This window comes from Jiella endophytica (assembly GCF_004519335.1).
Lineage (GTDB): Bacteria > Pseudomonadota > Alphaproteobacteria > Rhizobiales > Rhizobiaceae > Jiella > Jiella endophytica.
The window spans coordinates 356,474-381,807 of sequence record NZ_SOZD01000005.1 but is presented as its reverse complement, the minus strand read 5'-3'; the positions used below and the strand labels follow the sequence as shown (position 1 = coordinate 381,807).

The following is a 25,334-nucleotide window of genomic DNA, read 5'->3' as shown; positions in this document are numbered from 1 at the left end:
GAAACCAGCCCTACCCTCCCAAGACTCGTCAGAGGTGAATGACCTTGCCGTATGCGTCGAGGACGCTCTCATGCATCGTCTCCGACAGGGTCGGATGCGGGAAGCAGGTGTGTATCAGCTCTTCCTCGGTGGTCTCCAGGCCCATGGCGATGACGAAGCCCTGGATCAGCTCGGTCACCTCCGCCCCGACCAGATGGGCGCCGAGAAGCTCCCCGGTCTTGGCGTCGAAGATCGTCTTCGCCATGCCCTCCGGCTCACCCAGCGCAATGGCCTTGCCGTTACCGTTAAAGGTGAAGCGGCCGACCTTGACCTCGTGGCCGGCTTCCTTCGCCTTGGCCTCCGTGAGGCCGACCGAGGCGACCTGCGGCTGGCAATAGGTGCAGCCGGGGATCTCGGTCTTCTTCATCGGATGGACGTCCATCCCCTTGATCTTCTCGACGCAGATCGTCCCCTCGTGCTCGGCCTTGTGGGCGAGCATCGGCGGCCCGGCGACGTCGCCGATGGCATAGATGCCCTCGACATTGGTCTTGCCGAAGCCGTCGATCTTGATGCAGCCGCGCTCGGTCTCGACGCCGAGTTCCTCGAGGCCGAGGCCCTCGATATTGCCCTGAACGCCGACCGCCGAGATCAGCCGCTCGGCCTTCAGCGTCTCGGACTTGCCGCCCTTGGTCTCGACCGAAACGGTAACGCCGTCCCTGCCCTTCTCGACCTTCGCCACCTTGGCGTCCGTCAGGATCTTCAGCCCCTGCTTCTCGAACTGCTTGCGGGCGATCTTGGCGATCTCGGCGTCTTCCACCGGCATGATCTGCGGCAGGAGTTCGACGACGGTGACGTCGGCGCCCATCGTCCGGTAGAAGGAGGCGAACTCGATGCCAATGGCGCCGGAGCCCATGACGATCAGGCTCTTCGGCATCGCCTTCGGCTTCATCGCCTCGAAATAGGTCCAGATGCGGTCGCCGTCCGGTTCGATGCCCGGCAGCACACGGGGCCGTGCACCGGTCGCGACGATGACGTGCTTTGACTTGTAGGTGCCCTCGCCGAGCGTTCCCTTCGGCACCGGGTTCTGCGGCTCGACGACCGGCTTCTTCGACTTGCCGACCGTCACTTCGACCGGGCCGCCCTTGCCGGCCTTGGTCAGCTTCGCCTCGCCCCAGATGACGTCGATCTTGTTCTTCTTCATCAGGTAACCGACGCCGCCGCAGAGCTGGCCGGAGACCTGACGCGAGCGCTTGACCACCGCTTCCATCTCGAAGCTCGGCTTCTCGATCTTCAGGCCATAGTTCTGGGCGTTCTCGGCATAGTGGAAGATCTCCGCCGAGCGCAGCAGCGCCTTGGTCGGGATGCAGCCCCAGTTGAGGCAGATGCCGCCGAGATGCTCGCGCTCGACGACGGCGGTCTTGAAGCCGAGCTGGGCTGCGCGGATCGCCGCGACGTAGCCGCCCGGCCCGCCGCCGATGACCAGGATGTCGTAGGTGTCAGCCATATCGTCGTTCCCTCGGTCGATCTGTTCTTTTGATGTCAGTGATTTATGGCGCGGCGAAAAGCCCGGCTGCGGGAAGGCAGCCACTCGCCTGCTGCGGGGCCGGTCCGTGACCCGGTCACGCGTCGTCCGCCAGCAGCGCCCGGATCGGCTCGACCAGCGCCTCGCCGAGGGCGCGCGTGTGTTCCGCCGTCAGATGGACGCCGTCGGCCGACGAGGCCTCGCAGACTTCGGCGGCGTCGAACATCTCGCAGCCGTATTCCTCGGCGACCTTGGTCACCGCCGAGCGGAAGTGCTGGCTCTCCTCGATGGCATGGCCGAAGAGCAGCGAGAAATCCGGCTCCGTCGTCGCGGTGAAATGCGGCGGCGCAACGAGCAGCAGCTTCGGCGGCTGGTAGCCGCGCTGGTAAGGGAAGGTCTGGACGATCTCGACCAGTCGCTCCAGCCCCTGCCGGCTTTCGAAGACCCGGCCGCCGCCGGTGTGGAACTTCAGATCGTTGGTGCCGAGCATGATGACCACGAGGTCGAGCGGCTGGTGGCTGGCAAGCACCGTCGGCAGGATCCTCGCGCCGTTGCGCTCGGCAAAGACCATCTCGTCGTCGAACACGGTCGTCCGGCCGTTCAATGCCTCGGAGATCACCCGGACATTGTGGCCGAGCGCCTTGGCGACGACGTTCGGCCAGCGGTCGAAGAACTCATGCCTGAGGCCGGTCTCGGGGTTGTAGCCCCAGGTGAGCGAGTCGCCATAGGCGAGGACGGTCTTCATCGCCGCGTCCTCACACCAGCATCGACATCGGGTTTTCGATGAAATTCTTGAACGCCGCGATCAGCTCGGCGCCGAGGACGCCGTCCACGGCCCGGTGGTCGGTCGAGAGCGTCACCGTCATGATCGTCGCGACGGTGACGGCGCCGCTTTTCACCACCGCCCGCTGGTCGCCCGAGCCGACCGCGAGGATCGTTGCGTGTGGCGGGTTGATGACCGCGGAAAAGTCCTTGATGCCGAACATGCCGAGATTGGAGACCGCGGACGTGCCGCCCTGATACTCGTCCGGCTTCAGCTTGCGGGCGCGGGCCCGCTTGGCGAGATCCTTCATCTCGTTGGAAATCGTCGACAGGGTCTTTTCCTCGGCACGGCGGATGATCGGAGTGATCAGCCCGCCCTCGATCGAGACGGCGACACCCACATCGGCATGCTTGTGGATCAGCATCGCGCCCTCGGTCCAGGAGGCGTTGGCCATCGGCACCGCCTTCAGCGCCAGAGCATGCGCCTTGATGATCATGTCGTTGACCGAGAGCTTGTAGGCCGGCTTGTCGCCGGCATCGGTCTTGGTCATCGGCGCGGCGTCGTTGAGCTGCTTCCTCAGCGCCAGCAGCGCGTCGATCTCGCAGTCGAGGGTGAGGTAAAAATGCGGGACCGTCTGCTTGGCCTCGACGAGGCGCTTGGCAATTGTCTTGCGCATCCCGTCGTGAGGCACCTTCTCGTAGGAGCCTTCGGGGAAAAGCTTGAGAATGGATTCGTCGCTGGCGGCCTTGGCCATCGGAGCAGCGGCGGCCTCGGGCGCCTTCTTCTCCTCGGCAGGCCTGTCGGCCGCAGCCTTCTTCGCGCCGCCGTCCTTCTGCGCAGCCTCGATGTCGGCCTTGACGATGCGGCCATGCGGGCCGGAGCCCTCGACGGCCGAAACCTCGATCCCGGCCTCCCTGGCGAGCCGGCGGGCGAGTGGCGAGGCGAAGACGCGGCCGCCCTTGCCGTCAGAGGGCGCCGACCCGGCCCTGGACGAGGCGGCACCATTGGCGCCGCTTTTCGCCGCTTCGTCGCTGCTGCGGCTGTCGCCGCGCATCTCCGGCTTCTCGGCGTCTGCCTTGCTGCCGGTCGAAGCGTTGTCCGCCTTCGGGTCGGGCGCCACGGCGCCGCCCTTGTCGTCGCCGGCGGAGGCCTTCTCCGCCTTGCCGCCGCTTTCAGCGGCATCGGAGACGTCCTCGCCTTCGCTGGCTAGGATCGCGATCACCTCGTTCACCTTGACGCCCTCGGTGCCGGCCGGGACGACGATCTTGGCGAGGGTGCCCTCGTCGACGGCTTCCACCTCCATCGTCGCCTTGTCGGTCTCGATCTCGGCGATGATGTCGCCGGCGGAGACCTCGTCGCCCTCCTTGATCAGCCATTTGGCGAGATTGCCCTCCTCCATCGTCGGAGACAGGGCGGGCATGGTGACGTTGATCGGCATATGGGCGTCTCCGAAAGCGTCTTACTGCGCGTTTTGAGTGTCGGGGGCCGGGTCGAGCGGCCAGAGAATGGTCAGCGGAAAGGCAATGGCGTCGAAGGGCTCGGCCCTGACTTCCGCGGCGTTGTCGAAGGTCGGGCCGACGATCCACCGGCCATTGGCGAGAGCGAAGGTCTCGAGCAGCTCGGCGCGCGGATCGAGAAGCCACATGTGCTTCACGCCGGCCTCGGCGTATATCCGGCGCTTGGCGTTCCGGTCGTAGCGCTCGGTCGAGGGCGAGATGACCTCGCAGACCCAGTCCGGGGCGATGTCGAAATAAGCCCTATCCGGCAGCGCGCTCAAACGCTCCTTCCGCCAGCCGGCAATGTCAGGGACAATCACGTCGGGGCCTAGATGCAATTCTGGTTCATCCAGGATGATCCAGCCGCCCGGGCCTGAACGGCCGCGTCCGAATGCATCGAGGATCTCGGCTCCGAGATAGGAAGCCGCTGCAGCATGCTTCGGCACCGGCCGCGGATGGGTCACCAGTTCGCCGTCGATGATCTCGGCGACGAGCAGCGGATCGGCCGCCTCGAGATCGGCATAGGTCGCCTTGCGGGGCCCGGGAGAAAGCTGCTCAGCTCTGGACATCGCCGCCTCCCTCATCAGTGCCTGGCGCCACCGGCGCGCAGCATCGGCTCGGCCTCGTCGGCAACGAGATCCTCGGCGAAGGCGGCGAGATTGTCGAGATGGCGCCCCCACCCGCCATGGTGGTCGAGAAGATAGGTCGCGCGATCGGGTTCTGCCGCCCGCTCCCAGCCCTGATGCTCGATCGTGACGCGGGTGCCGCCGTCGATCGGCGTCAGCGTGACGGAGACGACGGTGTCGAACTCCCAATCCTCGTCGGCCCAGATCATCACCAGCCCTTCCGGCGGCTGATACGCCGTCACCTCGGCCTGCGTCCTGCGCTGGCGGCCCGACGGGTCGACCCAGGGCTCGACGAAACGTCCGCCGAGCCTTGCCTCGAATTCGAGGTTGTCGCGCCACCATACCTTGAAGCAGGCGGGGTCGGTCAGGCAGCGCCACACATGCTCGCGGGGCCGCGCCACGTCCCTGGTCAGGACGAGCGCGCCATCTTCGGTCAGGTCTGGCGAGCCGGCGGGCATCATTGCGGCGGCGGTCCTTTCGAAAGGTCTTCAGCTCAATCCGAGTAGGTGACGGCCTTCACCGCGTCGATCACCTCCTTGACCGAGGGGAGCGCCAGCTTTTCTAGATTCGCCGCATAGGGCATCGGCACGTCCTTGCCGGCGACCTTGAGGACCGGGGCATCGAGATAATCGAAGGCGCGGACCATGATCTCCGAGGCGATGTGCGCGCCGACCGAGCTCTGCGGGAAACCCTCCTCGACGGTGACGCATCGATTGGTCTTCTTCACCGAACGGATCACCGTATCGAGATCCATCGGGCGGATGGTGCGAAGGTCGATCACCTCGGCGTCGATGCCGTCCTTGGCAAGCTCTTCGGCGGCCTTGACCGCATAGGTCATGCCGATGCCGAAGGAGACGATGGTGACGTCCTTTCCCTTGCGGTGGATGCGCGCCTTGCCGATCGGCACCGTCCAGTCGTCGAGCTTCGGGATCTCGAAGGAGTGGCCGTAGAGGATCTCGTTCTCGAGGAAGATCACCGGATTCGGGTCGCGGATCGCCGACTTCAGCAGTCCCTTGAAGTCCGATGCCGTGTAGGGCTGGACGACCTTGAGCCCCGGCACGTGGCTGTACCAGGCGGCATAGTCCTGGCTGTGCTGGGCGGCAACGCGGGCAGCCGCGCCGTTCGGGCCACGGAAGACGATCGGGCAGCCCATCTGGCCGCCGGCCATGTAGAGGGTCTTCGCCGCCGAATTGATGACCTGGTCGATCGCCTGCATGGCGAAGTTGAAGGTCATGAACTCGACGATCGGCTTCAGTCCGCCAAAGGCCGCACCGACGCCGAGGCCGGCAAAGCCGTGTTCGGTGATCGGCGTGTCGACGACGCGCCTTGCGCCGAATTCGTCGAGCAGCCCCTGCGTGATCTTGTAGGCGCCCTGATACTCGGCGACCTCCTCGCCCATGACGAAGACCTTCTCGTCGCGGCGCATTTCCTCGGCCATGGCGTCGCGGAGCGCCTCGCGCACGGTGGTCGAGACCATCTCCGTGCCCTCGGGGATCTCCTGGGCGAGTTCGCCCTCGACGTCGTCCGGGTCCGGATGGGTCTTGCCCTCGGCCGGCACGCGGCGGGCCGACATGTCCTCGACAGACGAAGCCGCGGGCTTTTCGGCGGGCTCCGGCTTTTCCTCGGTCTTGCCGGATTCATCCGGCTTGGATGATTTCGCCGCGCCGGCCGCGCCGTTCTGAAGCGCGCTCTCGTCCTCGCCCTCCTCGAGCAGGAGGGCGATCGGCGTGTTGACCTTCACCCCCTCGGAGCCTTCGTCGATGAGGATCTTGCCGAGGGTGCCCTCGTCGACCGCCTCGACTTCCATGGTGGCCTTGTCGGTCTCGATCTCGGCGATGACGTCGCCCGGCGCGACGCTGTCGCCGACCTTCTTGACCCATTTGGCGAGCGTCCCCTCCTCCATGGTCGGGGACAGCGCCGGCATCAGGATTTCAGTCGGCATGAAGGTGTTTCCTCCTGACAAACGGGTCGTTTGGCTGGTCTTTTGGGCGGAGTACCCGGATGCCGCCTTCGGCACCGCGGGCTGACCGCCAGCCTGTCTTCACATGGGGCGGCGCGAACTCCTCGCGCCAGCTTGCGGGCCGGCGGCAGGCGCCAGCCCTAAAATCCGTCACGGCCTTATTCCGCCGCCTGCGGAATGTCCTCGGCATAGACGTCGGTCCACAGCTCGGAGACATCGGGCTCGGGATCGTTCTGGGCAAAATCGGCAGCGTCGGCGACGACGTCCCGGACTTCCTTGTCGATCGCCTTGACGTCGTCCTCGGACATACCGTGATCGCCGACGAGTCGCTTCTTCACCTGCTCGATCGGATCCGATTCCGACCGCATCTTCTGGACCTCGTCACGGCTGCGGTATTTCGCAGGATCCGACATCGAATGGCCGCGATAGCGGTAGGTCATCATTTCGAGGATGATCGGACCGTCGCCGGAGCGGCAGTGCTCGGCGGCGAGATCGCCGGCCGCCTTGACTGCCCTGACGTCCATGCCGTCGACCTGGAAGCCCGGGATCTTGAACGACACGCCGCGGTGGGAAAAGTTGGTCTCGGCCGAGGCGCGGCTCACCGAAGTGCCCATGGCGTAGCGGTTGTTCTCGATGACGTAGACGACCGGCAGCTTCCACAGCGAGGCCATGTTGAAGCTTTCGTAGACCTGCCCCTGATTGGCGGCGCCGTCGCCGAAATAGGTGATCGCGATCGCGTCGGCGCCGTTGTACTTGTTGGAAAAGGCGAGCCCGGTGCCGATCGGCACCTGCGCCCCGACGATGCCGTGCCCGCCGAAGAACTTCTTCTCCTTCGAAAACATGTGCATCGAGCCGCCCTTGCCCTTGGAATAGCCCGAGCGACGGCCGGTGAGCTCGGCCATGACGCCGCGCGCTTCCATGCCGGTGGCAAGCATGTGGCCGTGGTCGCGATAGCCGGTGACGACCTCGTCGCCTTCCTTCATCGCCATCTGCATACCGACGACGACGGCTTCCTGGCCGATATAGAGGTGGCAGAAGCCGCCGATGAAGCCCATGCCGTAGAGCTGACCGGCCTTTTCCTCGAAGCGGCGGATGAGGAGCATGTCGCGATAGGCGCGGACGTCCTCGTCCTTGGCGAACTTCGCCGGCTTCGGAGCGTCGAAATGTTCGAGCGTCTTGACGATCTCATGCGCCGAGCTCTCGGGCGCAGATTTCGCGGTCTTGGCGCCGGACGAATTCGCAGCAGATTTGCGTGGCCTTGCCGCCATGGCGACTCCCCTTCTTGACCGGTGGCTTCGACGTTCCACGTCTCTCGTTTGCAGCCAACTATATTGGAGGACCACCCCTCTTCAAGCGCGGCCCGATACTTTAACCGAATTTCTGTTAAACACATCTCAGACCGGCTGTTTAACCGTCGATCAGTTGAAAAAGCGCGGCAGTTTCATGGTGCAATGCGGGAGAAATCTTTTGTCGCCGCGTCCGCTTCGCCGGGGCGCCGCCCTCTGGCGAGCCCGTTCGCGCCCGCAATATTTCGCCCCGACAAACCTCCCACTGAGAGGCCCGGATGACGAGCGACGTCGCCATCGGAGCTAGGATGGCCCCGGCCGATGGCAAGATCGCGGCGTTAATCACATGATGGGATAGCGAATCGCGGCGCTCAGCGCAGGATGACGATCTCGTCCTCGCGGGCGACATTCAGCGCCCGGCGGGCATTCTCGTCGACCATGTCCTTTTCGAGGGTGCCGTCCTTCATCGCCTTGACACGCCGTTCCAGCGCGTCGCGCTCGGCCAGCAGCTCGGCATATTCGGCATTGCGCACGGCCAGCTGGCGGGAAAAGGCCTGCTTCGCCTCGCTGCCATATTGCCCGGTCTTGGCGTGCAGCACGAAATAGGCGAGCACCGCCGAGGTGAGCGCGGGAATGATCAGCTTGCCGAAAAACGACTTGCGTTTCTGGATCGTGTGCATGGAGGCCTCCGGGGACCGCCAGATTCGCACGGGCTTGGTTAAGCCGGCGTAAACCCGCCGCGCCTGCAGGCGAAGCAAAATGCACGCGGTAGCGATTGCGCCCATTCTTTCAGGCCCTTGCCACCCTATCCTCTCATCGGCCGGCGATTGATCCCGGAAAGGGTCCGGGACGTCAGGCGCGGAAAACACGTCGATGGTGCGCGAGGCCAATATCGCTCGGGACGACCTCAACGAAGACGCCGACGAGGCGGAAAAGGCCCGGCGGGATCCGGAAGAGTCGCTGGACAATGCCCCCTCCGACGGCTCGACGATCCGCGACTTCTTCTCCTTCGAGGAGATCTTCGCCCGCGTCCTCTCGGTCGCCGACCACGAACTCGACGCGACGAACCGCTATCTGTTCTGGAGCGGCCTCGGCGCCGGCGGTGCGCTCGGCCTGACCTTTCTCGCCCGCGTCATCTTCGCCGAGACGGCCCACGAGGCGACGCCCGGCGTCGTCGGCAACCTGCTCTATCCGGTCGGCTTCCTGATCATCGTTCTCGGCCGCTACCAGCTCTTCACCGAGAACACCCTGACACCGGTGGTGCTGGTGCTGACGAAGCTTGCCAGTGTCGCCAATCTCGCGCGGCTGTGGCTGGTGGTGCTCGTCGCCAACATGGTCGGCGCCGTCGGCGTCGCCGCCCTCCTCGCCTATTTCGACGTACTCGACGCGCCGCGGCTCGAAAAGGCCATCGAGATCGGCCGGCATGCCCATGAGACCGGCTGGTTCAAGATCTTCTCGAAGGCGATCATCGCCGGCTGGATCGTCGCCGCCATGGTCTGGCTGGTGCATGCCTGCAAGGACACCGTCTCGCGCATCCTGGTCGTCTGGCTGCTGATGTATTTCATCGGCGTCGGGGCCTTCTTTCACGTCATTACCTCGTCCGTGGAGGTGTTCTTCCTCGCCTTCCGCGAGTCCGACGTCGATCTCCTGCCACTGTTTCCGGAGTTCGTCCTGCCGGTGCTGCTCGGCAATACGATCGGCGGCGTCACCTTCGTTGCCGTGCTCAACTACGCGCTCTTTGCCGAACACAAGGACTCCCGTCTGTTCGAGCGTTATGGCGAACGGCTGAACTGGCGCGACTGGCTGATCGGCATCGAGAAGAAGCATCGGCACTGAAGACCGGGCACCGTCTCAAGAGTGATACACGGCATTTCATTCAATTATGCGAGTTTAACCCTAGCCGCAGTCAGACCGTTCTACTTCGATACGCTTTGAAGGAAAGCGCGTTATCCTGGTTTCGACGAGGTATCGATCCGGGAGAACGGGTATGGCTGCAAGACCGCTCATCGCTCTATTGACCGCCGCGAGCAGTCTCTCGCTGGCCATCGCCCCGGCGAGCGCCGGCGGCAGCCCGACTGCCTGCTATCAGCCGGTGGTGGAACCGGCGGCCTATGCGACGGTCGAGGAGACCTATGTCGTCCGCCCGGCGGAACGGGTCTATGACGTCGTCCCCGCCCGCTACGGCTGGGTCACCCGGGAGGTGCTGGTCGAGCCAGGGGGCGTCACGGAGCGCCACGTCCCGGCCGAATATCGCTACGTCGAGAAGCAGATCGTCCTCGAACCGGCACAGGTCATCCGCCGAGCCGCGCCGTCGACCTATCAGACGGTGTCCGAGCCCGTGCTGCTCGAGCCGGGAGGCGATCGCTTCGAATGGCGGATCGTCAACGGCAAGCGGGTCTATTGCCGCATCGCCGTCGCGCCACGCTACGGCTCGAGCACCCGCGCCATCGTCGTGCCCGGCCGGGAATGGACCGAGGTGATCCCCGCCCGGTACGGCATCTCCCGCGAAAGGGTGCTGGTGCGCGAAGCGACGGTCGAACGCTATGTCGTCGCGCCTCGCTACGAGACCGTCCGCGAATGGGGCGTGATCGAGCCGGAGCATCAGGTCGCGCGGGTCATCCCGGCGGAATACGGCACCAGGCAGGTAACCGTGAAGGTCCGCGGCGAGCGCAGCGGCTGGAAGCAGGTGCATCTGCGCGGCTCCTGCTGAGTAACGCAATCTCGACAGCCATCAGCGGGAATTGACGGCTTTCGGCGAGTTTGTGCGTCTCCGGTCGGCAAAACGCCCCAGCGGCTAGCCGCAGACGCGCCTTGTCCCATGCCGCGGCTCGCTGGCTCTTCTCCTGCGGAGTTGTCGGCCCCGAGCCATCCGTAATAGCTTATTGCGCACTGGCCTATTGCGGACAGGCCCATTGCGTCGGAGCAAAGCCGGCGCGATGAAGCGGCATGTCCGACGATCTCGCCCTCCCCCCAGACTTTCGCCTCGCCGCCGGCGAACTCACGCTCGATCCGCGCGACCCGGCCTTCTTCCAGAACCCCTACCCCGCCTATGCCGCGTTCCTCCGGGCCGGCGGCATGGCGCGGTGGGAGGCGGTCGGCGCCCTCGCCGTCGCGAGGCACGATCTGGTCTCGTCGATCCTGAGGGACCGCCGCTTCGGACGGATCGTTCCCGATAATGTCGAGGGGCGGCCGGATTTTTCCGGCAAGCCGGCGCATCTTGCGGCCTTCTACGCGCTCGAGGCGAACTCGCTGCTGGAGCTCGAGCCGCCGACCCATACGAGGCTGCGGGGGCTGCTGACGAAGGCCTTCGTTTCGCGCCAGATCGAGCGACTGGCGCCGAAGATCGCGGCGATCGCCGACCGGCTCATCGACGGTTTCGAGACGTCGGACACGGTCGATCTCGTCACGGCCTATGCGGCGCCTCTGCCCGTCCTGGTAATCGCCGATCTCATCGGCGTGCCGCGAGAGGCCGCCGACCGGCTGCTCGACTGGTCGCACCGCATGGTGGCGATGTACACGCCCGGTCGCACCCCGCAGACCGAGATGGCTGCGAACGATGCAGCCAAGGACTTCGCGTCCTTTCTGCGCGACGTCGTCCAGGCGAAATCGAAGCGACCCGGCGACGATCTCGTCTCGGCGCTGATCGCCGCCGAAAGCGAGGCCGGCAGGCTCGAACGGGACGAGCTGATCTCGCTGGTCGTGCTGCTTCTCAATGCCGGGCACGAGGCGACGGTTCACCAGATCGGCAATGCGGTAACGACCATCCTGGAATGGAGTGCGGCGACCGGTGCCGATCCGGCTTCGCTCCTTGCCAGCGATGCGGCGGCCGAAGCCGCCGTCGAGGAGACCCTCCGCTTCGACCCGCCACTGCATCTCTTCGAGCGCTATGCGCTGGAACCGGTCGAGCTGTCGGGCGGTGTCCGGCTGGCCCGCGGCGACAAGGTGGCGCTGCTGCTTGCCGCGGCCAATCGCGACCCCGCCGCCTATGACGATCCGGACGTCTTCCTGCCCGGCCGTTTTCTCGACCGCTCGGCAAAGACGATCACCGCCTTCGGCGGCGGCATCCATTTCTGCATCGGCGCTCCGCTTGCTCGGCTGGAGCTGCAGATCGCTCTGACGCGGCTGTTCGCACGGTGTCCGGGGCTGCGCCTTGCGACGCGCCCGCGTTACCGCGACAGCTGGCACTTTCATGGGCTGAAGCGGCTGGACGCCGCGCCTGGTCGCTCGACCTGAGGGCGGCCCCGCCGCTTTGTCGTTCCCGGCCCGTCGGGACAACTCTGCGTATCGCGCGCTCGGCCGCGCTGCCGGGCCAAAAAGAACTGAACCCGCTCATCATTCGTCGAGCTGCAGCGTCGCAACCCAAGCACCCTCACCCTGAGGTGCCGCCGCAGGCGGCCTCGAAGGGCGAGCGTGCGGATGCCGGTCTTGGAGGCGTTCGGCGCATGCCGCTTCGGTGTCGGAGCCCCTCGCCCTTCGAGGCTCCGCCACTCTCCGAGCGGCTACGCACCTCAGGATGAGGGGCTTTCATTGGCGCGGCGGTCGCTGTTGCCCATGTGTCGGGAGCCCGGCCGTATCGCCGCATCAAATATCACGCGGCGTCCTCGCCCGTTTACCGCCCGAAGGCGTCGGAAAGCCTGGCATCCATTCTTTAAGCACAGGGCCGAAGAGCCTCGTCATCCCGAGGTGCGAGCGAAGCGAGCCTCGAAGGGTGAAGGTGCGAGGGCGCCAGCGGTACAGCCCGCAGCCTCACACCTTCACGACGTAATGCTTCTTCGTCGGCTCGACGACCTTCCAGCGCCCCTTGAAGCCGGGCCGGATGACGAAGCTGTCGCCGGCCATCAGCTTGAGCGGCTCGCCGCCCTCCTCGGTCAGGATCGAGACGCCTTCGAGAATGTGGAAGAACTCCCACTCGGTATAGTCGACATCCCACTCGCCAGCGGTGGATTCCCAGATGCCGGCATAGAGCCCGTTGCCGTCGTCCTCGAGGTTCCAGGTCCTGTTGGTCGGCCGTCCGCTCTTCACCTTCTCCTTGTCCGGCGATGCCGTTTCGGGCTCGACGCCCGCCTTGTCGAAACGGATCAGATGGTCGGTCATGGTCGCTCCTTGGTCCGGTGCCGCTCGCCGCTGGAGCGCCGCGCGTCCGAATGGACGCACGGAGAACGCTCTCAGTCATTGAATCACCGCATCGTGCTTTCGAGAAAATCGGTTCCGATTTTCGGGCCGATGCTTTTGACGATCGGCAGACGGGCGGGAATGCGCAGCCGGCGCAGCCGTTCCCGCATGGCAGCCCTGCCTGGCCGGGGAAGCTTGTCGCGGCGCATCGTTGGCGGCCGTCGGAGCGCCATCGCGACGCCTTTGGGACCGGCCGTTGCCGCAGGCAGCGCCCGGCGCATCGAAGGTGATGCACCGGGCCGCTCACACCGTCAGATCTTCGCCAGCGCTTGGTCGAGATCGGCGATGATATCGGAGACCTCCTCGATGCCGATCGACAGGCGCACGACGTCCGGCCCGGCGCCGGCGGCGGTCTTCTGGTCGTCGGCAAGCTGGCGGTGGGTGGTCGAGGCCGGGTGGATCACCAGCGAGCGGGTGTCGCCGATATTGGCAAGGTGGGAGAACAGCTCCAGCGCCTCGACGAACTTGACGCCCGCTTCGTAGCCGCCCTTGAGACCGAAGGTGAAGACGGCGCCCGCGCCCTTCGGGCAGTAGGTCTGCATCCGCTCGTGGGAGAGATCGCCCGGCAGCCCGGCATAGGAGACCCAGGCGACCTGCTCGTGGCCCTGCAGGTGCTCGGCGACCGTCAAGGCGTTGTCGCAGTGCCGCTGCATGCGCAGCGGCAGCGTCTCGATGCCGGTGAGGATCATGAAGGCGTTGAACGGCGAGATGGCCGGGCCGAGATCGCGCAGGCCGAGCACCCGGCAGGCGATGGCGAAGGCGAAGTTGCCGAAGGTCTCGTGGAGGACGATGCCGTTATATTCCGGCCGCGGCTCCGACAGCATCGGATAGCGGTCGTCGGCCGACCAGTCGAAGCTGCCGCCGTCGACGATAACGCCACCCATCGAGTTGCCATGGCCGCCCATGAACTTCGTCAGCGAATGGACGACGATGTCGGCCCCATGCTCGAGCGGCCGGCAGAGATACGGCGTCGCCATGGTGTTGTCGACGATCAGCGGCAGCTTGTGGCGATGGGCGATCTTAGCGATCGCAGCGATGTCGAGGACGACGCCGCCCGGATTGGCGATGGACTCGATGAAGATCGCCTTGGTCTTCTCGGTGATCTGCGCCTCGATGTCGGCGAGATCGAAGGGATCGGCCCATTTCACCCGCCAGTCGAAGGATTTGAAGGCGTGGCCGAACTGGTTGATCGAGCCGCCATAGAGCTTGCGCGAGGCAACGAACTCCTCGCCCGGCCGCATCAGCGCCTGAAAGACGATCATCTGAGCGGCATGGCCGGAGGCGACAGCCAGCGCCGCAGTGCCGCCTTCCAGCGCCGCGACCCGCTCCTCCAGCACCGCCTGGGTGGGATTCATGATGCGGGTGTAGATGTTGCCGAACTGCTGGAGCCCGAACAGCGAGGCGGCGTGGTCGACGTCGTCGAAGACGAAGGACGTGGTCTGGTAGATCGGCGTCGCACGCGCCCCGGTCGCGGGGTCCGGCTGGGCGCCCGCATGGATCGCCAGCGTCTCGAATTTCGGTTCGCTCATTGTGTACCTCCCTGATGCTCGAATTCAGGGAGGAAGTAACACGTGCACCACCCAGTGGATACATCTGGCAAGCCCGTATCGGCATCTCACATGGCGGTGAATTCGGTCTTGCCAAAGGCGTTGCCACTCAACGGACAAAGCCCCAGCCGCGACGGCGAAGTCTCAGGGATGTTGCGGCATATAACAGCGGTCTGCGCGTGGCTCCGCGCCGATCAGCTGCGGGAAGTCGTCGATGGACTGGCCGGCCGAACCCCCACGGTCCCAGTGATAACTTTCCTCTCGCCGAAATCCCCCACTCGGGGCAGCGTATAGCTTCGGACTTTGCCTATACCAGTGGATGGCCAAAGCGGGATTGGACGCTATAGGTCCGACGTCAGGCCAAGCATCCTTGATCACCGTTCCGACAAATGTTTCACGCTGATGAAATGAAACGACGATCAAAATGCCGTCTCCGAGTTTGAGCTTCGAACGTTTTTCTCGGAGCGCCGACTGAAACCAATTCGCCTTGATTCTCTCGTTCAGCGCGTGGACGGCCGCCTTATTGGCGAAAACCCGCGATACTCCGCCGAATGCTTCGGCATACGCCTTTGCGGTGCGCACGCGCTCTTCGACGAATTCCATTGTCGTCAACTCCGTCTTGATCACCCGCGACGCCCGGTCTCGCCGAAGGCTGTGCGCGCGTACCGCTTGAGATTTTGATTGTATCATCAATTATACACAACCTAAAGACGACAACGACGCCGCCCATCCGAAATCCTCCGATCTCGACGAATTTCGGGACGGTGCTACTTCGCCGACGAACAGTCACTTCAGTCCGAGACGCGGGAATTGCCATGGCGAGCCTCGAAGGAAAAATCCGCTACGGCGTCGTCGGCGGCGGCTGGATCTCGCAGGCCGCCTTCATGCCGGGCGTCGGGCAGACCTCCAATTCGCTGATGACGGCGATCGTCACGGGCGACAGGGCCAAGGGCGAGGAACTCGGCAAGCACTACGGCCTCGACGTCTACGGCTATGACGACTACGAGGCGATGCTGAAAAGCGGCAAGGTCGACGCGGTCTATGTCGCGACGCCGAACTTCCGTCATCGGGAATTCGCCGAGCCGGCCCTGAAGGCGGGCATCCATGTGCTTCTCGAAAAGCCGATGGAGGTCAGCGTCGAGGACGCAGAGGCCATCGAGGCGGCGACAAAGGCTTCCGGCGCGAGGCTGATGATCGCCTACCGGCTGCACTGCGAACCCGGCACCGTCGCCATGGTCGAGGCAGTAAGGAAGGGTGAGATCGGCAAGCCGCGCTTCTTCACCTCGACCTTCTCGCAGACGGTCAAGGCGTCGAACCATCGCGCCACCAGCGGCTACTGGGCGGGGCCGGTGCCGGACATGGGCACCTATCCGATCAATGCCGTGCGCAACCTCTTCGAGGCCGAGCCGGTCGAGGTCATGGCCTTCGCCTCGCGCACCGACCGCGGCCTCGGCTGCGACGACACCGTCAGCGTCATCCTGAAATTCACCGAAGCGCGGCAAGCGAGCTTCACCCTCTCCTATTCGTCGGAAGGCGTCGACCAGGCCTATCTGGTCGGCACGGAAGGCGCGATGAACATCGCCCCGGCCTTCGGCTTCGGCGCCGGCACCGCGATCACCTACGACCTCATCACGAACGGCGAGACGACCCATCACGAAGCGCCGGTCGTCGATCAGTTCGCCGGCGAGACGGAGTATTTCTCCGACTGCATCCTCGAAGGTCGCGATCCCGAGCCGAACGGCGAGGAAGGCGTGCTCGACATGATCGTGCTGGCCGCGATCGAACGGGCGATCGAGACGGGCGAGGCGCAGAAACTCGAGCCTCGCTCGCGCCAGCGCCGCATCGGCCCCGACCAGACGCGCGAGCTGAAACTGGCAAAAAGCCCGGATCTCGTCGGCATCGATGTGCCGATGGAATAGTCGCGACCAGTGGCATGGTGATCACGGCCGGTCTGGCGAAAGTATCCGCAACCGGTCGTCGCCGAGGGACGCGAGGGCCTGTTCGCGGCCGCCTCGTCCGTTACCCTCCCAGCCGGTAGCGATGAAGCGCCTCGTAATCGGCACGGCAGGCGTCGCCGATGGCCTGATGGGCAGGCGACAGCCGCGGCATGGCGGTCGGCGGCGGCGCGAAAGTGGTCGACTGGTTGACGCTGGCGTACCAGTGGGCGCCCCAGACGCCGTCTTCCGGGTGTGGCCCCTTCTCCCAGGAGAGCATCGCCTCGCTCCAGGGGATCTCCAGTGCCTCACAGAGCGCCTGCAGCGTCTCGGCCGGCCGGGCCAAGAGGTCGTCGGCATCGATCACCGCCGGCGCCCGGCCGAGCCTTTCCGCCTCCCATTCGAAATATCGCCGCAGGATGCCGTAGCCGAGCAGTTCGGGCCGATCGAGCGCGTTCTTGGCGGCGTAGCTCGCCGCGACCCGCTCCGGTGTGCGGATGAGAAAGGCGTGGCGGTGGCCCGGCATGTCAGCAATGCCGACGTCAGAAACCATGTGATGGGCCATATGCTTCTGATACCAGACGTCCGCGCCGCCTGGCACCGGGCCACTGATCGCGGCGAGAACAGAGCGGTAGTCGCAGTCCATGGAAGCCATGGTTTCCGCCGACATCGGATGCGGCGCGCCCGTCAGCCTGAGATAGGCGCCGAAGAACGGCTCGTCCGAAACGGCCGCGTCGGGTCTCGCGCCGAAGGAGCGCATCATCGCCGTCGAGATGTTGCGGGGCCCGGACCACATGGCGATGCGAACCGTCATCGGTATTCTCCTGTCGATCGACTCAAGGCAGCGGACGCTGGGGGTTTCAGCTGCAGCCGCCAGCGAGGATGGCCGAGTCTTCGCCCTCGGCCAGGCAAGCTCAAGCGCCAGATCCGAAAATCGGCTGTCGTCCCCAGCTCTCCTAGCCGACGGGATTCTCAACGCTTTTCAGAAGGCGAGACAAAACGGTTGGTTTCTCTACCGAAAATTATATTGCAAATCATCGGCGCTTGGGATTCCCTGATCGTATCGCGCTAACCGGCGCGGCCCGGAGCAGCCTTCCAATCTGGCGGGGGTGACGACCGGGCAAGCGGCACCGCCGAAGAGACGGACGGCATTCTCAGGCGGGCCGGCGATCAGATGGGAATGAGGCCGTCGGAAGGCTGCGGGTCCGGTTGCGCCGAACAGCTGACGGCGCGCCGGCAACCTCGATGGCCACGCGGTCGTAAGGCAACGCCAGACGGGCGGCGAGGACTTGAGGTGGGCGAAACTGTCGGCATCTTCGGTGCGGTCTTCGGGCTGGTCATCGCCCTCGCGCTGCTGTGTGCCCTGATCTATTGCGGAATGCGCAGCCAGTCCTCGCTCCTCTGGCTCGCCGCGACGCTGCTCTGTTCCGGCCTCGAAATTGTCGTGCTCACCTTCGGCTACGAGACCTGGCTGCAGATCACCGGCGCCACCGTCCTCATGCCGCTGAAATATCTCTGCGCCAGCCAGACGATCCGGCTCGCCATCGGACGCAGTCCCTCGAGCGTTCCCTTCGTCGCGACGATCGCCGTTCTGGTCTGTGTCTCGCTGGTCATCGCCGGAATGGGCATCGAGACGGTCTATCAGACGCTGCCGTTCAAGACGGCCGCCGCCCTGGCGCTCATCGACATGCTGCTCTGCCTCGGCCGGCTGCACCGCAAGAGCCCTCTCGACTACGCGCTGCTTGCGGCAATCGTCATGCTGGCAGTCGTCTTTATCCTGCGGATCCCGGTCTATCCGGCAATGGAGCCGCAGGAGCTGTCGGTCTACGGTCTCACGCGTCTCGAAATCGAGCGCCTGCTCGTCGCGATCACCGCGTTCCTGGCACCGATCGCGGCCTTCCTCATCGTCGCGAAGGTTCTCGGCGGCGTCATTGCGAGCTATCACGACCGCTCCGAACACGATCCGCTGACGGGCCTCTTCAACCGCCGCGCCTTCGACCGGATGGCAGCGGGAATGCGCCAGCAGAGCGGTGTCGTGGTGCTCTGCGACATCGACCACTTCAGGCGGATCAACGATCGCTACGGCCGCGACGTCGGCGATGCGGTGATCCAGGCGGCTGGCAGGATCCTGCTCGATGCGCACGTATCGGCAGCCCGGCTCGGCCGCGGCGAATTCGCGCTGCTTTTGCCATCCACCTCGGTCGCCGAGGGCGTGTCGCTGGCGGTGACGATCCGCACCGCCATCGGCTCCGTGGATCATCCGGGCCTCGACGCCAAGCATCGGCTGACCGCAAGCTTCGGCGTCGCAGCCTTCTCGCCGCAGGAGCCAATCCGCGACGCCCTTTCGGCGGCGGAAGAGGCGCTTTCCCGCGCCAAGAATGCCGGCCGAGACCGCGTCGCGATCCATCCGAGCGGCCTCATCGTCCCCAACACGGCGCCGCATGCCGCGTGAACGGGCGCCCGTCAGCGGCGGGTGTTGAGGCCGAAGCTCTGATAGCCCTTGCCAAGCTTGGGCTTTTTCGACGACAGCACCCGCGAATTGACGCCGTTCCAGCCGATCTCGCCGGACAGCCGGGCATATTCGATCTTCGGGCAGCGATCCATGATCACCGTGATGCCGGCGGCCTCCGCCTCCGCCGCAGCCTCGTCGTGGCGGACGGTGAGCTGCATCCAGATCACCTTCGGCAGCGGGGCGAGGCTGAGCGCCTCCTCGACGATGCCGGGGACGGCATCGGAGCCGCGAAAGACGTCGACCATGTCAATCGCAACCGGGATCGATTTGAGATCCGGATAGACGGTCTGGCCGAGGATTGTCTTGCCGGCCAAACCCGGATTGACCGGAATGACCTCGAAGCCCTTGGCGAGGAGATATTTCAGAACGAAAAAAGACGGCCGGATTTCCTTGGCGCTGGCGCCGACCATGGCGATGGTCTTCGTCTCGGAAAGGATATTTTGGATCAGCGCATCCGGATAGGAGAGCGGCGCCGCGTCTTTCGATGTGGCATCGCCGGCTGCCACCTGATCGCTGGCGGTCAGATCGTTCATCGTCCGGTCCATTCCGGCTGGCGCTTGTCGAGGAAGGCGCCGATCCCTTCTTCCGCATCGCGGGCCAGCATGTTTTCCACCATCACCGCGGCGGCATGGTCGTAGGCCTCGGCGAGGCCCATTTCGGCCTGGGCGTAGAAGGCCTCCTTGCCGATCCGGACAGTCGCCGCCGATTTTGAGGCGATGGTGGTCGCGTATTTTCCGACGACGGTGCCGAGATATTCCGGCGGCACGACGCGATTGACCAGGCCGAACTCGCGGGCGGTCCGCGCGTCGATCCGCTCGCCGGTGAGCAGCATCTCCATGGCGTGCTTGCGGGTGAGATTGCGCGACAGCGCCACCATCGGCGTTGAGCAGAACAGCCCGATATTGACGCCTGGCGTCTGGAACTGCGCCTCTTCCGAGGCGATGGCGAGATCGCAGGAGGCGACGAGCTGGCAACCGGCGGCGGTCGCAAGACCGTTCACCTCGGCGATCACCGGGCAGCGATGGCGGACGATCTGCTGCATCAGCGCCGAGCACTGGCGCATCGTCTTTTCGAAAAAGGCCCGGCCGCGGTCCTCGTCCGCCCGATGGGCGGTGAGTTCCTTGAGGTCGTGGCCGGCGGAAAACACCTTGCCGTTGGCGGCGAGCACCACGACGCGGCAGTCGGTGTCCTTCGCTGCTGCAGTCAATGCCTTGGACAGTGCATCCATCGTGGCGATCGACAGCGCATTCGCCGGCGGGCTGGACAGAGCGATCCGGGTGATGCCGGGAGCCTTCTGCACCTCGATCGGATGTGGCGCGGGGGTCATTTCGAGAATTTCGGCCATGCGGCTTTCAGCTTTTTGTCGGGTGATGGAACAGGACCGCCAGCGTCTTCCCGAGACTGAAAACGACCATTCACTGGAAGAGATTTTAAGCGGCGGTCGAGGGCGGTGAACCCCTCGTCGCTTTGGTTCAGCTTCTCTGCGCAGTCGGCAGCTTCCTCAGCAGCCTTGCGCGCCTTCTCGTCGTCGAGACTGGCCTGACTGAGAGCGTCGGTGAGTGAACTCATCATCGGCGCCATGCGCGTGCCTCCTTGCCGCAGCCGGCGGTTCCTGATCTGAACATAGTCGGGAGACCGGCCCGAGCCAATGCATCGCGGTCCGGGGATTGTGGGAGGGCGTCGCATGAAACCGGTCATGCATGTCGAGGAACTGCGCAGGTTTCTCAGCGAGGGGTTTCCCCAGGTGATGGGGCCGGAGAGCGGCTTTTCCGTCGAAGCGATCGGCGAAGGCTTCGTCACCATGAAGCTGGTCGCCGCCGAGCGGCATCTGCGCCCGGGCGGCACCGTCTCCGGACCGACGCTCTTCACCCTCGCCGACGTCTCGGCCTATGTCGCGATCCTCGCCCATATCGGACCGGTGGCACTGGCGGTCACCACCAACATGTCGATCAACTTCCTGATCAAGCCGCCGCCGGGGACGCTGGAGGCAAGAGCCTCGATCCTGAAGCTCGGCAAACGGCTGGCAGTGGTGGAGGTGGCGATTTCCGGCGAAGACGACGGCACCACCGTCTGCCATGCCGTCGCGACCTACTCGATCCCGCCGACGCGAGAGGCCAAGGACGGCGCCGGGAATATTGCGGTAAAATAATACCACTATCGCCCAATCCCCTGCATGTCAGAGGATTGCGCCCGGCCACCGCAGCCATTCGGCGTTGACACGGTGATCGGCTGCCCGTATGGAAGCCCCCACGAAGAGCGGCCCGTCGGCCGCCCTTTTCGTATGGCGGCCCCGAAGGCTTGCCTCGAGAACAAGACCAACATCCAGGGGCAACCCATGAAAACCTTCTCGCAGAAGACCGAGACGGTGGTGAAGAAGTGGATCGTCATCGACGCCGAAGGGCTCGTCGTCGGTCGCCTGGCTTCCCTCGTCGCGCTTCGCCTCAGGGGCAAGCACAAGGCCACTTTCACGCCGCATGTCGACGATGGCGACAACATCATCATCGTCAATGCCGACAAGGTGGTCCTGACCGGTAAGAAATACTGGGACAAGACCTATTACTGGCACACCGGCTATGCCGGCGGCATCAAGGAGCGCAAGGCGCGCGAGATCCTCGAGGGGCGCTTTCCCGAGCGCGTCGTCGAGAAGGCCGTCGAGCGCATGCTGCCGCGCGGACCGCTCGGCCGTCGCCAGCTGAAGAATCTCCGCGTCTATGCCGGACCGAACCATCCGCACGAGGCGCAGTCTCCCGAAACGCTCGATGTCCGGGCGATGAACTCCAAGAATGTGAGGGCAGCCTGATGTCCCAGCTCTCGTCACTCGAAGACCTCGGCACCGCCGCGAACGTCCCTGCCCCGCAGGCCGACGCCCCGGTCCATGTCCAGAAGCTCGACAAGTTCGGCCGCGCCTATGCCACCGGCAAGCGCAAGGACGCCGTCGCCCGCGTCTGGGTGAAGCCCGGCTCCGGCAAGATCATCGTCAACGACAAGGACTTCACCGCCTATTTCGCGCGGCCGGTCCTGCAGATGGTGCTGCGCCAGCCGATCGTTGCGACCGATCGTGACGGCCAGTTCGACATCGTCGCGACGGTCGCCGGCGGTGGTCTCTCCGGCCAGGCCGGCGCGGTGCGCCACGGCATCTCCAAGGCGCTGACCTATTACGAGCCGGGCCTTCGCTCGGTTCTGAAGAAGGGCGGCTTCCTGACACGCGACTCGCGTACGGTCGAGCGCAAGAAGTACGGCAAGGCGAAGGCCCGCCGGTCCTTCCAGTTCTCCAAGCGCTGATCGCGACCGTCCGGTCGAAGCGATCGCCATTGCAGCGGCCGCCGGGCAATCGTCCGGCGGCTTTTTTCATGCCCCGCCGGTCCGGTTGCGGACCCCGCCGTCGGCTGGGCGGTTCCTCCCGGCAAGGCTCCCGTCACCCTTCGGTGAGGGCAGCCGATATATTGCGATTGTCATCTTCCCGCCGTTCGAATCTGGCACATATCGGCTGCCATCAACGAGGACGAAGACGATGGATTCCCTATCGAGTTCAGAAACTTTTGAAAGTTTCTTCACTTGGATCAAAGAGCGCGGCGGCAATCGGCAATCCCTCTCCGCGGACTGCCTGAAAGGCGAGCCAAGCCTCGATGAACTGCTTGACGAGCCGATCGCCCGCCTGCTCATGGCCTGCGACAAGGTCGACCCGAATGTGCTGGAGGAACTCGTCCGCCGCCGCTTCGCCTGACGGCCATAGGCAACTCGCCGACGGGACCGCGCAGCGTCGGCACGGCCGCTTGCCTTCCTCCCGTCGGCGCGGCGACGCAAGTGGGAACGCCGCTCCCGAAACGACGAGACCCGGCGCGGGGGTGGTCCGCGACGGGTCTTTTTTCGTCGGCTCCCTCGACAGTTCGGGCAATCTTGAACGAGCGGCGGCAAAAACCGCCGCCAAGCCGCTCAGAAGTCCTGCCAGTCGGCGGCCTCGCTCGCCTCGGCCACCGGCTTCAGCGCGGCGCTCCCGACCGACTGCAGCCGGGGGGCGGCGGCCGGCTTCGACTTGCGCGGCGACGTCGCGACCGCGGCCCGGCGGGGCGCAGAGGCGAGTTCGAACTGGCCGATCAGCCGTGCCAGTTCATCGGCCTCGCTCAACAGATGGTTGGCCGCAGCCGTCGATTCCTCGACCATCGCGGCGTTCTGCTGGGTCATCTGGTCCATGTTGGTGACCGCGGTATTGACCTCGGAAAGGCTCGCAGCCTGCTCCTCCGACGAGGCGGCGATTTCGCGGACGATGCCGTTGATCGTCGCAACGTGGTCGGCGATCGCCTTCAGCGACTCGCCGGCTTCGCCGACGAGGTGAACCCCGTCCGCCACCTGATCCGCCGAACGGCTGATGAGCGCCTTGATCTCCTTGGCGGCCTCGGCGGAGCGCTGGGCGAGCGCCCGGACTTCCTGGGCGACGACGGCAAAACCCTTGCCGGCCTCGCCGGCCCTCGCCGCCTCGACGCCGGCATTCAGCGCCAGGAGGTTGGTCTGGAAGGCGATCTCGTCGATGACGCCGATGATCTGCGAGATCTGCTGCGACGAATTCTCGATGTTGCCCATCGCCGCGATCGCCCCGTCGACGACGCTGCCGGACTGCTCGGCCTCCTGCTTCGCGCGGGCGACGGCGTTGCGCGCGTTGCCGACGCTTTCGGCCGTGCGCCGAATGCCGTCCGTCACCTCGCCGAGCGCTGCAGCGGTCTCCTCGAGGCTCGCCGCCTGCTGTTCGGTCCGTCGCGACAGGTCGTCGGTCGCCTGGGACATCTCGCGCGAGCCGACGCGGATCTGTTCGCCGCTGAGCGAAATCGTCGCCATGGTCCGGTCGAGCGTCGCGACGGCCGAGTTGAAATCGGCCTTGAGGCCTTCGTATGCGGCCGGGAACGTCGCCTCGATCCGGTAGGCCAACCGGCCCGCCGAGACTGCCGAGAGCCCCTGCCCGATCTCCGCGACGACCATCGCCTGTTCCCGGGCGGTCACGGCCTGGAACTCGGCCGCGCGGCCGCGCTCGGCATCGGCCTCGTCCCGGCGGGCATTGGCCTCGCTCTCGAGCCGTGCCTTCTCTTCGGCGGCGCGCTTGAAAGCCTGGAAGGCCCGGGCGAGATCACCGACCTCGTCGCGGCGCCCGGCCTCGCCCAGATCGTCCACTTGCTCACCGCGGGCGAGCCGGTCGAGGGCGTCGGTGACATGGTCGAGGGGCGCCATCAGGCGGCGGCGCGTGAACAGGATGAGCGCAAGGCCGGCGACGATCGTCATCACGCCCATGGCGATCGACAGCGCGGAGGCGATTTCGGCCTTCACCGCAGCGTCGGACGCAACGTCGTTCTGCTGGGAGGCGAGCCTTTCGAGGAGAGCGTCGATGCTGGCCTTCGACTTGTCGACCGCCTCGCCGAGACGCTGCGCCGTTTCGTCGAAGTCGCCCATCAGCAGGTTTCCGCCGGCCGGGCCCTCGGCGACATAGGCCTGTGCCATCTTCTGGCCGAGGGCGTAGAATGGCGGGAACGCCGTCTGAAGTTCGTCGAGGGTCGCCAGCGTCTCCCTGGCGTCGAGGCCCGTCGCGAGATCGCGTGCGGCGGCGAGATTGCCGGCAAAGGATTCGGCATGTTCCTTGGCCAGATCGAAACCGTCCGCCAGACCGTCGAGGCCGCGCGTCGCCGAAACGTCGGTCAGGAACTGCTGCACCTGGACGACGTCGATCTGAATTTCCTTCTGCAGGACCGCGAGATCGAGAGACTTGCGCGCGAATGCGAGCTCGGAAGCCGTCGTCTCCCGCAGGCGGGCGATGTTCGCTTCATGCATCCGGTCGACGACGATTTCGCCGCAGAGAATTGCGGCGATCGCCGAAACGATGGCGATCGAGATGGTCTTCTGAAGGCGCTTCGATCTGGCGCTCATGCGTCGTCCCTCGTCTCTTTGGCGAAACAGAAATTCGAGGCTCCAATATATCTGAAGCCTTACCGGGATTTCACTTGCGTTCAGTCCAACTTTAGCCAAGGCAATAAATCGGCGTGATTTAAGATTTGGTGTCATCGGCAATAGTTGCATTTACGTAAAGTACGCGCAATTTATAAGTTAAAATGACATTCTTACGCTGGTGCGCATATAAGGGAGCGGAACGAAGGCTGCAGCCGTTGGTTAGCGCTGAGGCACCGGGCCGCAGGAATCTGCGACGGTGCGGCAACCAGTGGCAGGGAAAGGACCGGACGATGAGCAACGCGCCGGACAAATTCGACAACCAGCAGAACAATCCCGACGCGCAGGATCGCGACCAGGATCTCGGCTACCGCCGCGACGCACCCAAGGCGCGGCCGAGCGAGGACAACGCCTTCGACCGGCCGGGCAGCATCGACCGCCTTGGCGGCGAGCCAGAGCGACGGCCGGCCGAGGCTGTCGATGGCGATGAGGAAGCGGACGAACCATCGAGGTAAGATCCGTTTGCGGGCATACCTCTTGACTACAATCCGATGGGCCGGGCCAACCGAGAAGGTGGCCCGGCCTTTCTGAATCAAGGCCTTTTCGATCCGG

Annotated in this window: 27 protein-coding genes; 10 read left to right on the top strand and 17 right to left on the bottom strand. The window is 65.2% G+C overall.

The features are described 5' to 3' along the window. Window positions 1–28: 28 nt before the first annotated feature. From lpdA to E3C22_RS17755, 8 genes are all read right to left on the bottom strand, one after another. Complete coding sequence (gene lpdA / locus E3C22_RS17790; protein ID WP_134759271.1) at window positions 29–1,483, bottom strand: dihydrolipoyl dehydrogenase; 1,455 nt, start codon at window positions 1,481–1,483, stop codon at window positions 29–31. Window positions 1,484–1,598: 115 nt separating this feature from the next. After that, window positions 1,599–2,246, bottom strand: coding sequence for an SGNH/GDSL hydrolase family protein (locus E3C22_RS17785; RefSeq protein WP_134759269.1), 648 nt, complete (start codon window positions 2,244–2,246; stop codon window positions 1,599–1,601). A gap of 10 nt (window positions 2,247–2,256) precedes the next feature. Continuing rightward, window positions 2,257–3,702, bottom strand: coding sequence for a pyruvate dehydrogenase complex dihydrolipoamide acetyltransferase (locus E3C22_RS17780; RefSeq protein ID WP_134759267.1), 1,446 nt, complete (start codon window positions 3,700–3,702; stop codon window positions 2,257–2,259). A 21-nt stretch (window positions 3,703–3,723) separates the two neighbouring features. Then, entirely contained in the window at window positions 3,724–4,329 is a 606-nt protein-coding gene (locus E3C22_RS17775; RefSeq protein ID WP_134759265.1) for a Uma2 family endonuclease, read from the bottom strand. Window positions 4,330–4,343: 14 nt separating this feature from the next. Next, window positions 4,344–4,847, bottom strand: coding sequence for an SRPBCC family protein (locus E3C22_RS17770; protein WP_134759263.1), 504 nt, complete (start codon window positions 4,845–4,847; stop codon window positions 4,344–4,346). 32 nt (window positions 4,848–4,879) lie between these two features. Beyond that, entirely contained in the window at window positions 4,880–6,328 is a 1,449-nt protein-coding gene (locus tag E3C22_RS17765; RefSeq protein ID WP_134759261.1) for a pyruvate dehydrogenase complex E1 component subunit beta, read from the bottom strand. A gap of 176 nt (window positions 6,329–6,504) precedes the next feature. Continuing rightward, on the bottom strand, window positions 6,505–7,614 hold the full coding sequence (gene pdhA, locus E3C22_RS17760) for a pyruvate dehydrogenase (acetyl-transferring) E1 component subunit alpha (RefSeq protein WP_134759259.1): 1,110 nt from the start codon (window positions 7,612–7,614) through the stop codon (window positions 6,505–6,507). A 389-nt stretch (window positions 7,615–8,003) separates the two neighbouring features. Further along, window positions 8,004–8,312, bottom strand: a complete 309-nt coding sequence (locus E3C22_RS17755; protein ID WP_134759257.1) for an FtsB family cell division protein — start codon at window positions 8,310–8,312, stop codon at window positions 8,004–8,006. 193 nt (window positions 8,313–8,505) lie between these two features. On the opposite strand from E3C22_RS17755, the gene E3C22_RS17750 reads away from it, so the two are divergent. From E3C22_RS17750 to E3C22_RS17740, 3 genes are all read left to right on the top strand, one after another. Then, a complete protein-coding gene (locus E3C22_RS17750) occupies window positions 8,506–9,468 on the top strand; it encodes a formate/nitrite transporter family protein (RefSeq protein ID WP_134759255.1) in 963 nt (320 codons plus the stop codon). Between the two features lie 151 nt (window positions 9,469–9,619). Then, the gene (locus E3C22_RS17745; RefSeq protein ID WP_134759253.1) at window positions 9,620–10,342 is read left to right on the top strand and encodes a hypothetical protein; all 723 of its coding nucleotides are present in this window, start codon (window positions 9,620–9,622) and stop codon (window positions 10,340–10,342) included. Window positions 10,343–10,578: 236 nt separating this feature from the next. After that, window positions 10,579–11,865, top strand: coding sequence for a cytochrome P450 (locus E3C22_RS17740; protein ID WP_134759251.1), 1,287 nt, complete (start codon window positions 10,579–10,581; stop codon window positions 11,863–11,865). Between the two features lie 513 nt (window positions 11,866–12,378). On the opposite strand, the gene E3C22_RS17735 is transcribed toward E3C22_RS17740, so the two are convergent. The 4 genes from E3C22_RS17735 to E3C22_RS17725 all read right to left on the bottom strand — a co-directional run bounded on the left by E3C22_RS17735 (window position 12,379) and on the right by E3C22_RS17725 (window position 14,954). Then, window positions 12,379–12,726, bottom strand: a complete 348-nt coding sequence (locus tag E3C22_RS17735; RefSeq protein WP_134759250.1) for a cupin domain-containing protein — start codon at window positions 12,724–12,726, stop codon at window positions 12,379–12,381. An 83-nt stretch (window positions 12,727–12,809) separates the two neighbouring features. Continuing rightward, window positions 12,810–12,953: a hypothetical protein gene (locus E3C22_RS24520; RefSeq protein WP_167591581.1), complete on the bottom strand. Its 144-nt coding sequence runs from the start codon at window positions 12,951–12,953 to the stop codon at window positions 12,810–12,812. A gap of 102 nt (window positions 12,954–13,055) precedes the next feature. Beyond that, window positions 13,056–14,333 carry an O-acetylhomoserine aminocarboxypropyltransferase gene (locus E3C22_RS17730; protein WP_134759248.1) on the bottom strand — a complete coding sequence of 426 codons (1,278 nt, stop codon included), beginning with the start codon at window positions 14,331–14,333 and terminating at the stop codon, window positions 13,056–13,058. A gap of 162 nt (window positions 14,334–14,495) precedes the next feature. Further along, a complete protein-coding gene (locus E3C22_RS17725; protein ID WP_134759246.1) occupies window positions 14,496–14,954 on the bottom strand; it encodes a hypothetical protein in 459 nt (152 codons plus the stop codon). A gap of 212 nt (window positions 14,955–15,166) precedes the next feature. On the opposite strand from E3C22_RS17725, the gene E3C22_RS17720 reads away from it, so the two are divergent. After that, window positions 15,167–16,270, top strand: coding sequence for a Gfo/Idh/MocA family protein (locus tag E3C22_RS17720; protein ID WP_134759244.1), 1,104 nt, complete (start codon window positions 15,167–15,169; stop codon window positions 16,268–16,270). Between the two features lie 100 nt (window positions 16,271–16,370). Here the strand turns inward: E3C22_RS17720 and E3C22_RS17715 are convergent, their stop codons facing one another. Next, window positions 16,371–17,099 (bottom strand): sulfotransferase-like domain-containing protein, encoded by a 729-nt coding sequence (locus tag E3C22_RS17715; RefSeq protein ID WP_134759242.1) that lies wholly within the window; start codon window positions 17,097–17,099, stop codon window positions 16,371–16,373. 480 nt (window positions 17,100–17,579) lie between these two features. Here E3C22_RS17715 and E3C22_RS17710 point away from each other — a divergent pair, with 480 nt between their 5' ends. Then, complete coding sequence (locus E3C22_RS17710; protein WP_167591580.1) at window positions 17,580–18,737, top strand: GGDEF domain-containing protein; 1,158 nt, start codon at window positions 17,580–17,582, stop codon at window positions 18,735–18,737. A gap of 11 nt (window positions 18,738–18,748) precedes the next feature. On the opposite strand, the gene E3C22_RS17705 is transcribed toward E3C22_RS17710, so the two are convergent. From E3C22_RS17705 to E3C22_RS17695, 3 genes are read right to left on the bottom strand one after another with little or no spacing between them, the layout of a single operon-like run. Beyond that, window positions 18,749–19,330 (bottom strand): CoA-binding protein, encoded by a 582-nt coding sequence (locus tag E3C22_RS17705; RefSeq protein WP_134759238.1) that lies wholly within the window; start codon window positions 19,328–19,330, stop codon window positions 18,749–18,751. Next, the gene (locus tag E3C22_RS17700; RefSeq protein ID WP_134759236.1) at window positions 19,327–20,142 is read right to left on the bottom strand and encodes an enoyl-CoA hydratase; all 816 of its coding nucleotides are present in this window, start codon (window positions 20,140–20,142) and stop codon (window positions 19,327–19,329) included. Before E3C22_RS17700 ends, E3C22_RS17705 begins: the two co-directional genes overlap by 4 nt. Next, window positions 20,121–20,378 (bottom strand): hypothetical protein, encoded by a 258-nt coding sequence (locus E3C22_RS17695; RefSeq protein ID WP_134759234.1) that lies wholly within the window; start codon window positions 20,376–20,378, stop codon window positions 20,121–20,123. Before E3C22_RS17695 ends, E3C22_RS17700 begins: the two co-directional genes overlap by 22 nt. A gap of 103 nt (window positions 20,379–20,481) precedes the next feature. Between E3C22_RS17695 and E3C22_RS17690 the strand changes: the two genes are divergently transcribed. The 4 genes from E3C22_RS17690 to E3C22_RS17675 all read left to right on the top strand — a co-directional run bounded on the left by E3C22_RS17690 (window position 20,482) and on the right by E3C22_RS17675 (window position 22,521). Continuing rightward, window positions 20,482–20,946 carry a PaaI family thioesterase gene (locus E3C22_RS17690; RefSeq protein WP_134759232.1) on the top strand — a complete coding sequence of 155 codons (465 nt, stop codon included), beginning with the start codon at window positions 20,482–20,484 and terminating at the stop codon, window positions 20,944–20,946. Between the two features lie 186 nt (window positions 20,947–21,132). After that, window positions 21,133–21,597 (top strand): 50S ribosomal protein L13, encoded by a 465-nt coding sequence (gene rplM / locus E3C22_RS17685; protein ID WP_134759230.1) that lies wholly within the window; start codon window positions 21,133–21,135, stop codon window positions 21,595–21,597. Next, window positions 21,597–22,079, top strand: a complete 483-nt coding sequence (gene rpsI / locus E3C22_RS17680) for a 30S ribosomal protein S9 (RefSeq protein WP_134759228.1) — start codon at window positions 21,597–21,599, stop codon at window positions 22,077–22,079. Before rplM ends, rpsI begins: the two co-directional genes overlap by 1 nt. A gap of 229 nt (window positions 22,080–22,308) precedes the next feature. Further along, a complete protein-coding gene (locus E3C22_RS17675) occupies window positions 22,309–22,521 on the top strand; it encodes a hypothetical protein (protein ID WP_134759226.1) in 213 nt (70 codons plus the stop codon). 209 nt (window positions 22,522–22,730) lie between these two features. Here E3C22_RS17675 and E3C22_RS17670 read toward each other — a convergent pair whose 3' ends face one another. Beyond that, on the bottom strand, window positions 22,731–24,704 hold the full coding sequence (locus E3C22_RS17670; RefSeq protein WP_167591579.1) for a methyl-accepting chemotaxis protein: 1,974 nt from the start codon (window positions 24,702–24,704) through the stop codon (window positions 22,731–22,733). 311 nt (window positions 24,705–25,015) lie between these two features. On the opposite strand from E3C22_RS17670, the gene E3C22_RS17665 reads away from it, so the two are divergent. Continuing rightward, a complete protein-coding gene (locus E3C22_RS17665; protein ID WP_134759222.1) occupies window positions 25,016–25,237 on the top strand; it encodes a hypothetical protein in 222 nt (73 codons plus the stop codon). Window positions 25,238–25,334 lie beyond the last annotated feature (97 nt).